Here is a 10,683-nt window from a genome sequence, read left to right on the forward strand (position 1 = left end):
GATCTGGAGCCCACGTGACCAGCAAGCCCGTCCGAGTCGTCGACATCGACGAGGTCCCCGCCAACCGCAAACGCGGTGGCGATCTGCGCACCCTGTTGAGCCCGGCCACCGTCGGCAGCACCTCCGGGTTCATGGGGGTCGCCATCCTGCAGCCCGGAGAACGGGTGGTCGAGCACTACCACCCCTACTCCGAGGAGTTCCTGTACCTGACGAGTGGTGAGGTCACGGTCGACCTGGACGGTCAGCCGCACCGGGCCCGCGCCGGTCAGGGGCTCCTGGTGCCGGTGAACGTCCGCCACCGGGTCCGCAACACCGGGGAGCAGGAGGCACGCATCGTCTTCCACCTGGGTCCGTTGGCCCCGCAGCCCGAGCTCGGGCATGTGGACACCGAGGAGCCGGCGTGACCCGGCGCGCGGTGGTGACCGGAGTCGGTGTGGTGGCACCCGGCGGGACGGGGACCAAGGCGTTCTGGGAGCTGCTCACCTCCGGCCGTACGGCCACCCGCGCCATCACCCTGTTCGACGCGACCGGATTCCGGTCCCGCATCGCCGCCGAGTGCCGGTTCGACGCCGACAGTGCTCTGCAGCCGGCGCAGATCGCCCGTATGGACCGGTATGTGCAGTTCGGCGTGGTCGCCGCGGCGGAGGCGCTGGCCGACGCGGAACTCGACCTGGACGAGAGCGGGTCCTGGCGCACGGCGGTCTCCATGGGCAGCGCGGTGGGTGGCACCACCCGGCTGGAGACCGAATACGTGGCGGCCAGCGACCGGGGCAGATCATGGGCGGTCGACCACCGCAGCGTCTCACGCGACCTATTCCGGGTCTTCTCGCCGGCGCCGCTGGCCGGTGAGATCGCCGACCTGGCCGGGGCCCGCGGCGTGGTGCACACCGTCTCCACCGGCTGTACCTCGGGGCTGGACGCGGTCGGGTACGGCCTGCGACTGATCGAGGAGGGAAAGGCCGACGTGGTGATCACCGGGGCGGCCGAGTCCCCCATCTCGCCGATCACGGTGGCCTGCTTCGACGCCATCCGGGCGACGTCCACCCGGAACGACGATCCGGCCCACGCCTCCCGGCCCTTCGACCTCACCCGTGACGGCTTCGTCATGGGGGAGGGCGCCGCCGTCCTCGTCCTGGAGGAGGCCGACCACGCGCGCCGCCGGGGCGCGAGGATCCGCTGCGAGGTCAGCGGATTCGCGACCCGCGGAAACGCCTATCACATGACCGGGTTGACCAGGGAGGGGCTGGAGATGGCGGAGGCGGCCGAACAGGCCCTGCACCATGCCCGGGTGGATCCGCACGACATCGACTACGTCAACGCCCACGGTTCCGGAACCAAGCAGAACGACCGCCACGAGACCGCGGCGATCAAGCGGGCGCTGGGCTCCCACGCCTACGCGACCAGTGTCAGTTCCATCAAGTCGATGGTCGGCCACTCTCTCGGCGCCATCGGTGCGATAGAACTCGCCGCCTCCGTGCTGGCGATCGAGAACGAGACCATACCGCCGACCGCGAATCTTGAAATCCCCGACCCCGAGTGCGACCTGGACTACGTCCCGATCCACGCGCGGCAGGCGCGGCTGGACCATGTGCTGTCGGTGGGCAGCGGCTTCGGCGGATTCCAGTCCGCCGTCGTGCTCACCCGGGAAGGGAGCAGGCGATGAGCCGGCACACCGTCGTCACCGGCATCGGCGTGATCGCGCCCAGCGGCACCGGGACCGGGGAACTGTGGACGGCGGTGCTCGCGGGCAGGGGTGCCCTCGGCCCGCTCACCCGCTACCCGACCGGAACGTACCCGCTCAAGGTCGCCGGGGAGGTCCCCGGATTCCGGCCGACCGAGGTGATCGATCCCCGGGTCGCCGTACAGACCGACAGGTTCACCCAGTTCGCGCTGGCCGCGGCCGATCTGGCGCTGCAGGACGCGGCGCTGCGTCCCCAGGACCTACCGCCCTACTCCTTCGGCGCGGTCACGGCGAGCGCCGCCGGGGGAGTGGAATTCGGGCAGCGCGAGATCGAACTGCTGTGGAGCCGTGGGCCCAGCCACGTGGGCCCCTACCAGTCCATCGCCTGGTTCTATGCCGCCAGCACCGGCCAACTGTCGATCCGTCATGGCCTGAAGGGCCCCTGCGGGGTCCTGGTCGCCGACGAGGCGGGGGGGCTGGACGCGCTGGCCCACGCCGCCCGGGACATCCGTTACGGAACGACGGCGATGCTGGCAGGCGGGGCAGAGGCCCCGTTCGCCCCGTTCGCCATGGCCTGCCAGTACGGCCACGGACTGCTGAGCTCGAAGGAGGACCCCGCCGACGCGTACCTCCCGTTCAGTGCGGGCGCCTGCGGATATGTCCCCGCCGAAGGCGGTGCCGTGCTCGTGCTCGAGGAGGAGCAGGCCGCAGTCCGCCGCGGAGCGGCGCCGCAGGCCAGGATCGCCGGCCACGGAGCGACGTACACCGGCATGCTGAGGCACGAGGAGAGCGCACAGGGTCTGGCGAAGGCGATCCTGGCCGCCCTCGACGAGGCACAGTGCCCGCCCGAGGAGGTCGGCATGGTGTTCGCCGACGGGCTCGGCGTCCCGGCCGCCGACCGAGCGGAAGTGGCAGCCCTGGAAGAGGTCTTCGGTTCCGGGCTGCGCGGAATCCCGGTGACCGTCCCCAAGGCCGGGTTCGGCCGCGCGTACGCGGGAGCCGCGGCGCTGGACGTCTCACTGGCGGTGCTGGCCCTGCGCGACGGGCTTGTCCCACCCACTCCGTACGCCACCGGGTCCTGCTTCGACATCGACCTGGTCACCGCGGCCCCCCGGGCGACGGACGCACAGACGGCCCTGGTCCTCGCCCGTGGGATCTCCGGCGGCAACTCCGCGCTTCTGGTCCGGCGGCCGACCTGATCCGTCGTCATCGCCCCACACCACCGACCGACGAACCCATCCGGGAGGAGAACCATGTCCGATCCACTTCTGAGCTACGAGGTACTGGCCGGTGTCATCGCCCAGTGCGCCGGGGCACAGGTCGAGGCAGTCGTCCTCAGCTCCGAGAAGCCCACGTTCGACCACCTCGACGTCGACTCGCTCGGCGTGCTGGGGATCGTCGCCGAACTGGAAAGGCTGCTCGGCGTCCGCCTCGGCACCGACGCCGAGCAGTGCGAGTCCCCGGGCGAACTGCGGGACCTCGTCAACTCCCGACACGGATCGGCGGGATGACCATGAGCGGGCACACGAGCAACTCCGTCGTCATCGCGGCACCCCTGGACACCGTCTGGGAGGTGACCAACGACGTGGAGAACTGGCCGCAGCTGTTCAGCGAGTACGCGTCGGTGGAGATCCTCGAGCGTGAGGGTCAGCGTGTGCGGTTCCGGCTGACCATGCACCCGGACGAGCAGGGAAAGGTCTGGAGCTGGGTCTCCGAACGGGAGGCCGACCCGCTGACCCGCACCGTCCGCGCCCGCCGCATCGAGACGGGGCCCTTCGCGCACATGCACATCCGCTGGTCCTACACCGAGACACCCGGCGGCGTGCGGATGGACTGGACTCAGGACTTCGCGATGAAACCGGAGGCGCCCGTGGACGACGCCTGGATGACCGACAACATCAACCGCAACAGCATCGTGCAGATGGAGCTGATCCGGGAGCGGCTCGAACGCCGGGCCCAGGAGCAGCTCGTGTCCCCGAAGGAGAACCGGTCATGAGCATCGACGTCCCCACCCGGGCCGGATCCGACCAGGCACTGTCCGACGCCGCGCGCAGGATCTCCGCGACCCTGCCCGCCCGCTCCCTGGAGATCGAGTCCGCCGGCACCATGCCGGCCGACCTCGTCGCGGAGTTCACCGAGAACAACCTCTTCCGCCTCGCCATGCCGCTGGACCTGGGCGGGATGGCGGTCGCACCCCGGACGATCATCGAGATCGTCGAGGAGGTCTCCCGAGGTGACGGCGCCACCGGCTGGTCGCTGCTCATCGGCAACATCGGCAACGCCTTCCTGGCCTGGCTCGAACCCGAGGTCGCCGAGAGCATCCTGGCGGGGACTCCCGACCTCGTCGTGGCAGGCGGCCAGGCCCCACTGGGACAGGCGGTCCCGCGGCCCGACGGCACCGGCTACCGGCTCACCGGGCGGTGGCCCTTCGGGAGCGGAAGCCTGCACGCGCACTGGTTCATGGGCGGCTTCATCGTCATGCAGGACGGACAGCCCAAGACGAACGACTGGGGCATGCCGGTCATGGGCGTGGCCTACTTCCCGGCCTCCGAGGCCCGGGTGGACGACACCTGGCACGTCGCCGGCCTGGGCGGAACCGGAAGCCACGACATCGTCGCGGAGGACCTCGACCTGCCCGCCGCCCACACGTCCGTCCCCTACTTCGACCGCGCGGCCCACCCCGACCCCCTCTACCGGCTGACCGCCTACAACCTCCTGCTCACCGTCATGGCCGGCTTTCCCCTGGGCGTGGCCAAGCGGGCACTGGAGGAGGCCGACGCGCAACTGCGCGAGCGCGTCCAGCAGTCGACCGGCCGGCCGTGGATCCACGACCCAGCGGTCCAGGTGACGCTGCTCAGGCACGAGACGGCGCTGGCGGCTGCGCGCAGGCACGTCCTGGAGACGGTGGAGGAACTGATCGGCTCACTGGCCGAGGACCAGGGCGACTACGCGGAGCGCGCCAGGCTCGCCGCCTCGGTCATCCACGCCTACGACGTGGGCCGCGAAGCCGTACAGGCCCTGTTCCGGCTCGTCGGCACCGCCGGGGTCCTGAACACCAACCCGCTGCAGCGCTGTATGCGCGACCTCGTCGCCGGCTCGCAGCATGTGGCGTTCTCCTTCGACTCGCGCAAACGCATCGCCAACGCCCGGCTCGGTCTGCAGACGGCCCCTGCCTTCTTCGGCGTGTGAGTCGCTGCCCGTCCCGCACCGCCAACTTCCCCGCAGCAATGAAGCAGAGAGAGGGCGTCATGTCCGTCACCACGACACAGAGCTCCCCGCTCGAATCAGCCGTCCGCATAGCGGCCGACCTGCCGGGCCGGGCGCTGGAGGTGGAATCCGGCCGCACCGTCCCCGCGGACCTGGTCGCGGAACTGCGTGATGCGGGCCTGTTCGGCCTCATGGCCCCGGCCTCCCTCGGCGGCCTGGAAGCCGACCCGCTGACCCTGATCGGGGTGGTGGAGGAGTTGAGCCGAGGCGACGCCGCCACCGGCTGGACCGTCCTGATCGGGCAGGGCGCCGGCTACCTGGCCTGGCTGGACCGGGACGCGGCCGAGGAGGTCGTGGGCACCCGGCCCGCACCCCTGATCACCGGGTCGATGGCACCGCACGGAAGCGCGGTGCCCAGCGGGGACGATGCGATCCGACTGACCGGCCGCTGGCCGTACACCAGCGGATGCTCGGTCGCCGACTACCTGGTGGCGGGGTTCCGGCAGGACGCCGGGGCGCCCCGGTTCGCGCTGCTGCCCAGCGCCGACGTCCGGATACACGACACCTGGCACGTCGCCGGCCTGCGCGGCACCGGCAGCCACGACATCGAGGCCACCGACGTCGTCGTCCCCCAGCGCTTCACGTTCGACCCGTTCGGGCCCGCACGGGAGGACGGTCCGCTCTACCGCCTGCCCTACATGAGCTATCTGCTGGTCGCCATGGCCGGCTTCCCGCTGGGCACGGCGCGGCGCATCGTCGATGAGTACCGCGACATCGTCCTGGTCAAGCGGAACACCGAACGGACCCTGCTCGCGCAGACCCCGATCATTCAGGCCGAGATCGTGCGCTGCGAGGCGGCCGTCCGTTCGGCCCGGTCCTTTGTCCACGACGCGGTGCGACAGGTCTGGGCCGAGACGCAGGACGGCATCGCGTCGCCCAGGACCCGGGCGTTGCTGACCGCTTCGGTGCAGCACGCCATGCGTACGACGATCGACGTGGCGGACTCGGCGATGCGGGCCTGCGGGGCGAGCCAGCTCTACGACCGCGCGCCGCTCCAGCGGTTCTTCCGCGACGTCCAGACAGCCGCGCAGCACATCGCCTTCGGCCTGGAGGCACAGCGCCGGGCCGGATCCGTCCTGCTCGGCCAGGACGTCCCCGACTTCCTCATCTGACCCACGACCACAGGAGAGACGGATGTACCGAAGCCTCATCGTCGCCCGGATGCTGCCGGACGCCGCGCCCGACATCGCGGAGATCTTCGCGAACTCCGACCGGACCACGGACCTGCCGCAGACCATCGGCGTCCGGTCCCGCAGCCTCTTCCAGTTCGGCGAGGTCTACCTGCACCTGGTCGAAGGGGAGGCGCCGGTGGAGTCCGCGGTCACCGACGCGCGGCACCACCCGGAGTTCCGGCGCATCAGCGAGGAACTGCGTCCCTTCGTCGCGGCCTACGACCCGACGACCTGGCGCGAGCCCAAGGACGCCATGGCACAGGAGTTCTACCGCTGGGAACGCAATGCCTAGGCACCTGCGGGACACCCGTCACCCCATGGGCCCGCCCGCGTCAGGGGATTCGCCCTGGTACTACCTCAGCCCCGCTCCGCAGAGCGGATTCCTGCGACGTATCGGACATGCCGTGACCCACGGCCTCATCCACCTGGGCTGGTGGTACGGCCTGGCCATACCCCATTCCGCGGCCCCAGAGCCTGTTCCCGAGGAAGGCCAGTCATGAACAGCCCCACCACATCCGCAGCGGCAGTCGCGCCCGAGGCGGCTCCCTCCCCGCCCCCCGACACCGCCGCACTCAACGAACTGGTGGTCACCACGGCGCCCTGGGCGTTCCAGAGCCTGTACGTCGCCGCCAAGCTCGGCCTCGCCGACGCGCTCGCCCACGGCCCGCGGACCAGCGAGGACCTGGCGCAGGAGAGCAACGCGCATCCCGGAGCCCTCTACCGGTTCTGCCGGGCGCTGGAGGCCCTGGGAGTACTGCAGGAGCTTCCCGGGCGCACCTTCGCCACCACGCCCGTCGGCGCGGCCCTTCGTTCCGACGCCCCGGGGGGCCTGCGCTACTTCATCATCGTCAACGGGGAGGAGAGCTTCAGCGCCTGGGCCCAGGTGATGCACACCGTGCGCACCGGAGAGGCAGCCTTCGACCATGTCTACGGGATGTCGCACTTCGCCTTCCTCGCGAAGGAGGCGGCTCCGAGCGCCGCGTTCAACGCCATGGCCGGCACGGGAGCACCCGCACACGTACTCGCCCACCACGACTTCAGCGGCGACCGGACGGTGGTGGACGTCGGGGGAGGCATGGGCGGTCTCCTGGCGCACCTGCTGGAGCGACACCAGCACCTCAGGGGAATCCTCCTGGACACACCCGCAGGCGTGGCCCAGGCCCGTGACCTCCTTGCCGCGCGGAACGTTCTCGACCGGGCCGAAGTACTCGGCGGCAGCTTCTTCGAGTCCGTCCCCCAGGGGGGAGACTGCTACATCCTGTCGCGGGTCATCCACGACTGGGATGACGACGATGCCCTGCGGATCCTGAACACGGTCCGCGTGGCCATGGGGCCGCGTTCCAGGCTGCTTCTCATCGACAAGGCCATTCCCCAGGTTGCCGGGTTCCACCCCGGAAAGTTCTCCGACCTGCAGATGCTCGTCGTCCTCGGGGGCCGCGAGCGCACCCTCGCGGAGCTCACCGCGCTCCTGGAGGCGGCCGGCTTCAGCGCAACCGACGTACAGATGCCCGAGGTCGGCCCCGGATCCCCCTCGGCCGAAGCGCTGATCCAGGCGCGGGTGGCCGACTACGGTGCCTGATTCCCGCCCTTCCCACCGACCCGCGGTTCAAGGGGCGAGCATCATGCGCATTGCCGTGACTGGTTCCATCGCCACCGACCATCTGATGGTCTTTCCTGGCCGGTTCTCCGATCACCTGCTGGCCGAACAGCTGGACCGGGTCTCGCTGTCCTTCCTGGTCGACACCCTGGAGATCCGGCGCGGGGGCGTGGCCGCGAACATCGCCCTCGGCCTGGGCCGCCTGGGCCTGAACCCCTTGCTCGTCGGTGCCGTCGGCCCGGACTTCGAGGACTACCGCGTCCGGCTCCAGAGCCACGGTGTCGACACGGCACATGTACGCGTCAGCGCCTCCCGTCATACCGCTCGCTTCGTCTGCACGACGGACGCGGATCGGAACCAGATCGCCTCCTTCTACGCCGGCGCCATGAGCGAGGCCCGGGAGATCGACCTGGCCCCCGTGGCCTCCCTGGCCGGTGGACTCGATCTGGTCGTGGTCTCACCCAACGACCCGCAGGCGATGCTCCGTCACACCCGGGAATGCCGCGAACTCGGGCTGGACTTCGCCGCCGACCCCGGGCAGCAGATCGCCAACCTGGAGGGGCCCGACCTGCGCCAACTGATTGACGGCGCAACGCTGCTGTTCACCAACGAGTACGAGGCGACGCTGCTGTGCAAGCACACAGGACGCAGCCGGGAGGAGATCCTCTCCGTCGTCGGCACCTGGATCACCACACGGGGAGCGGAGGGGGTACTGGTGCAGCGTTTCGGGAGACCGGACGAGCTCGTCCCGGTCGTGCCCGCGGCAGAGCCGGTGGAGCCCACCGGACTCGGAGACGCCTTCCGGGCCGGCTTCCTGGCTGCCGTCAGCTGGGGACTGTCCGCTGTACCCGCCGCAAGGCTCGGGTGTGCGCTCGCGTCGGCCGCCCTGGAGGTCGTCGGTCCGCAGGACTACCGCCTCGACAGCGAGAGCCTGAGCACGCGGTTGCGTGGCGCCTACGGCGCGGCTGCAGCCGAGGAGCTCATCGCACATCTGATCGGCACCAGCCAGGTCGGGGGCCGGAGATGAACATCCAGGCCCGTCTCGTGGAGCTGCACGCCATCCGGGCGCAGGCCGTGGCGGGTCCCAGTGACACGGCCACCGCGGCGCAGCGTGCGAAGGGCAAACTCACGGCGCGGGAGCGGATCGCGCTGTTGTTGGACGACGGTTCGTTCAACGAGGTGGAGCAGTTGCGCCGGCACCGGGCGACGGGTTTCGGACTGGAGGACAACAAGCCGTATTCGGACGGTGTGATCACCGGCTGGGGCGCGGTCCACGGCCGTCCGGTGTTCCTCTACGCGCATGACTTCCGGATCTTCGGCGGGGCGCTGGGGGAGGCGCATGCGCAGAAGATCCACAAGATCATGGACATGGCCATCGCCGCCGGTGCGCCGCTGGTCTCCCTGAACGACGGGGCGGGTGCGCGGATCCAGGAGGGGGTGACCGCGCTGGCCGGCTACGGCGGGATCTTCCAGCGCAACACCCGGGCCTCGGGCGTCATCCCGCAGATCAGCGTGATGCTGGGCCCCTGCGCGGGCGGTGCGGCCTACAGTCCGGCGCTGACCGACTTCGTGTTCATGGTGCGGGAGACCTCGCAGATGTTCATCACCGGTCCGGACGTGGTCCAGGCGGTGACCGGGGAGAAGATCTCGCAGAACGGGCTGGGCGGCGCCGACGTCCACTCCGGTGTCTCCGGCGTCTCGCACTTCGCCTACGACGACGAGCGCAGCTGCCTGGAGGAGGTCCGCTACCTGCTCTCGCTGCTGCCCGCGAACAACCGCGAGAGCCCGCCGGTCGAGCCGACCGAGGATCGGGCCGACCGGCGCTGCGAGGCGTTGCTCGACCTGGTTCCGGCCGACGGCAACCGTCCGTACGACATGCGCAAGGTGATCGAGGAGATCGCCGACGAGGGTCAGTACATGGAGGTCCACGAGCGCTGGGCGACCAATGTGATCGTGGCGCTGACCCGGCTGGACGGTCAGGTGGTGGGGATCGTGGCGAACCAGCCGCAGTCCCTGGCCGGGGTGCTGGACATCCATGCCAGCGAGAAGGCGGCGCGTTTCGTGCAGATGTGCGACGCGTTCAACATTCCGCTGGTGACGCTGCTGGACGTGCCGGGGTTCCTGCCCGGCGTCGACCAGGAGCACGGCGGCATCATCCGGCACGGCGCGAAGCTCCTCTATGCCTACTGCAATGCCACCGTGCCACGGATCTCCCTGGTCCTGCGCAAGGCCTATGGCGGCGCCTACATCGTCATGGACTCCCGCAGCGTCGGAGCCGACCTGGCCTATGCCTGGCCGACCAACGAGATCGCGGTGATGGGCGCCGAGGGCGCGGCCAATGTCATCTTCCGCCGCCGGATCGCAGCCGCCGAGGACCCCGAGACCATGCGCATACAGATGGTCAAGCAGTACAAGGACGAACTGATGCACCCCTACTACGCCGCCGAACGCGGTCTGGTGGACGACGTCATCGACCCCGCCGAAACCCGCCGCGTGCTGATCCGCGCCCTGCAGATGCTGCGCAGCAAGCACGCCGACCTCCCCACCCGCAAACACGGCAACCCGCCCCAGTGACCGGAGGCACCCGCCATGACCACCGTCGCCGAATCCATTGCCCCCGAACCCACCGTCCCCGACACCCTGGTGCGCGTCGTCCGGGGCTCGCTCGTGCCCGAGGAACTGGCCGCGCTCGCAGCGGTCCTGTTCAGCGGCGTGAGCAGGGACACGGTCTCCTTCGTCAACGCAGGCAGCCGGCCGTCCTGGTGTCGTGCGGGAGGTCGGCACCGTCCCGACGCTGCCTGGACCTCGCGGTCCCCTGCGGGATGGAGACCACTGCGGCAGATCTTCCTGTAGACCGTGCGTCGACTATCCGGGAGCCATTGTGCGCAAGGTGCTCATCGCCAACCGCGGAGAGATCGCAGTCCGCGTCGCCCGGGCCTGTCGTGACGCGGGTATCGCCGCCGTCG

Annotated in this window: 13 protein-coding genes; all 13 read left to right on the plus strand. The window is 70.3% G+C overall.

Annotated elements, in window-relative coordinates; translation table 11 throughout:
- The first annotated feature begins 14 nt into the window (after window positions 1–14).
- Window positions 15–404: a cupin domain-containing protein gene (locus ABH941_RS10980; RefSeq protein ID WP_370128656.1), complete on the plus strand. Its 390-nt coding sequence runs from the start codon at window positions 15–17 to the stop codon at window positions 402–404.
- Window positions 401–1,663 (plus strand): beta-ketoacyl synthase, encoded by a 1,263-nt coding sequence (locus ABH941_RS10985; protein WP_370128658.1) that lies wholly within the window; start codon window positions 401–403, stop codon window positions 1,661–1,663. Before ABH941_RS10980 ends, ABH941_RS10985 begins: the two co-directional genes overlap by 4 nt.
- The gene (locus ABH941_RS10990) at window positions 1,660–2,880 is read left to right on the plus strand and encodes a beta-ketoacyl synthase N-terminal-like domain-containing protein (protein ID WP_370128660.1); all 1,221 of its coding nucleotides are present in this window, start codon (window positions 1,660–1,662) and stop codon (window positions 2,878–2,880) included. Before ABH941_RS10985 ends, ABH941_RS10990 begins: the two co-directional genes overlap by 4 nt.
- Window positions 2,881–2,934: 54 nt before the next feature.
- Entirely contained in the window at window positions 2,935–3,192 is a 258-nt protein-coding gene (locus tag ABH941_RS10995; RefSeq protein WP_133996024.1) for an acyl carrier protein, read from the plus strand.
- A gap of 2 nt (window positions 3,193–3,194) precedes the next feature.
- Complete coding sequence (locus ABH941_RS11000; RefSeq protein WP_370128663.1) at window positions 3,195–3,677, plus strand: SRPBCC family protein; 483 nt, start codon at window positions 3,195–3,197, stop codon at window positions 3,675–3,677.
- Window positions 3,674–4,870: an acyl-CoA dehydrogenase family protein gene (locus ABH941_RS11005; RefSeq protein ID WP_370128665.1), complete on the plus strand. Its 1,197-nt coding sequence runs from the start codon at window positions 3,674–3,676 to the stop codon at window positions 4,868–4,870. Before ABH941_RS11000 ends, ABH941_RS11005 begins: the two co-directional genes overlap by 4 nt.
- Window positions 4,871–4,929: 59 nt before the next feature.
- Entirely contained in the window at window positions 4,930–6,060 is a 1,131-nt protein-coding gene (locus ABH941_RS11010) for an acyl-CoA dehydrogenase family protein (protein ID WP_370128668.1), read from the plus strand.
- Between the two features lie 22 nt (window positions 6,061–6,082).
- Window positions 6,083–6,412, plus strand: a complete 330-nt coding sequence (locus tag ABH941_RS11015) for a TcmI family type II polyketide cyclase (RefSeq protein WP_370128670.1) — start codon at window positions 6,083–6,085, stop codon at window positions 6,410–6,412.
- 204 nt (window positions 6,413–6,616) lie between these two features.
- Window positions 6,617–7,699, plus strand: a complete 1,083-nt coding sequence (locus ABH941_RS11020) for a methyltransferase (protein WP_370128672.1) — start codon at window positions 6,617–6,619, stop codon at window positions 7,697–7,699.
- 43 nt (window positions 7,700–7,742) lie between these two features.
- Window positions 7,743–8,744 carry a carbohydrate kinase family protein gene (locus ABH941_RS11025; protein ID WP_370128674.1) on the plus strand — a complete coding sequence of 334 codons (1,002 nt, stop codon included), beginning with the start codon at window positions 7,743–7,745 and terminating at the stop codon, window positions 8,742–8,744.
- A complete protein-coding gene (locus ABH941_RS11030) occupies window positions 8,741–10,291 on the plus strand; it encodes an acyl-CoA carboxylase subunit beta (RefSeq protein ID WP_370128676.1) in 1,551 nt (516 codons plus the stop codon). Before ABH941_RS11025 ends, ABH941_RS11030 begins: the two co-directional genes overlap by 4 nt.
- Window positions 10,292–10,306: 15 nt before the next feature.
- Complete coding sequence (locus ABH941_RS11035; RefSeq protein ID WP_370128703.1) at window positions 10,307–10,570, plus strand: acyl-CoA carboxylase subunit epsilon; 264 nt, start codon at window positions 10,307–10,309, stop codon at window positions 10,568–10,570.
- A gap of 28 nt (window positions 10,571–10,598) precedes the next feature.
- A partial coding sequence (locus tag ABH941_RS11040) for a biotin carboxylase N-terminal domain-containing protein (protein WP_370128701.1) occupies window positions 10,599–10,683 on the plus strand: 85 nt, incomplete at its 3' end.

The sequence above is a fragment of the Streptacidiphilus sp. EB103A genome (assembly GCF_041261405.1).
Classification (GTDB): domain Bacteria; phylum Actinomycetota; class Actinomycetes; order Streptomycetales; family Streptomycetaceae; genus Streptacidiphilus.